1 pseudogene is annotated in these 203 nt (G+C 72.4%); it reads right to left on the reverse strand.

Going from position 1 to position 203, the window contains the following annotated elements:
- Positions 1-203 (reverse strand): annotated as a pseudogene (locus tag CCN56_RS45510) (ECF transporter S component); the annotation flags it as partial.

A 203-nucleotide genomic window follows, 5' to 3' on the forward strand; every position in this document is an offset into this window, starting at 1 on the left:
CAGCATCTGGAACGGCATCCAAGGGCCCACTCCGCCCGTGAGCAGAGCCGACGCGAACATCGTCACCGAGCCCAGGACGAAGCCGAAGCCCGGCCCCAGGACCCGGCCGCTCAGCACCATCAGGAAGAACATCGGCTCCAGACCGGCCGTCCCCGCCCCCAGCGGGCGGAGCGCCGCGCCCACCGCGGCGAGCACACCCAGCA

This window comes from Streptomyces sp. NRRL B-24572 (genome assembly GCF_002156145.1).
GTDB lineage: Bacteria > Actinomycetota > Actinomycetes > Streptomycetales > Streptomycetaceae > Streptomyces > Streptomyces vietnamensis.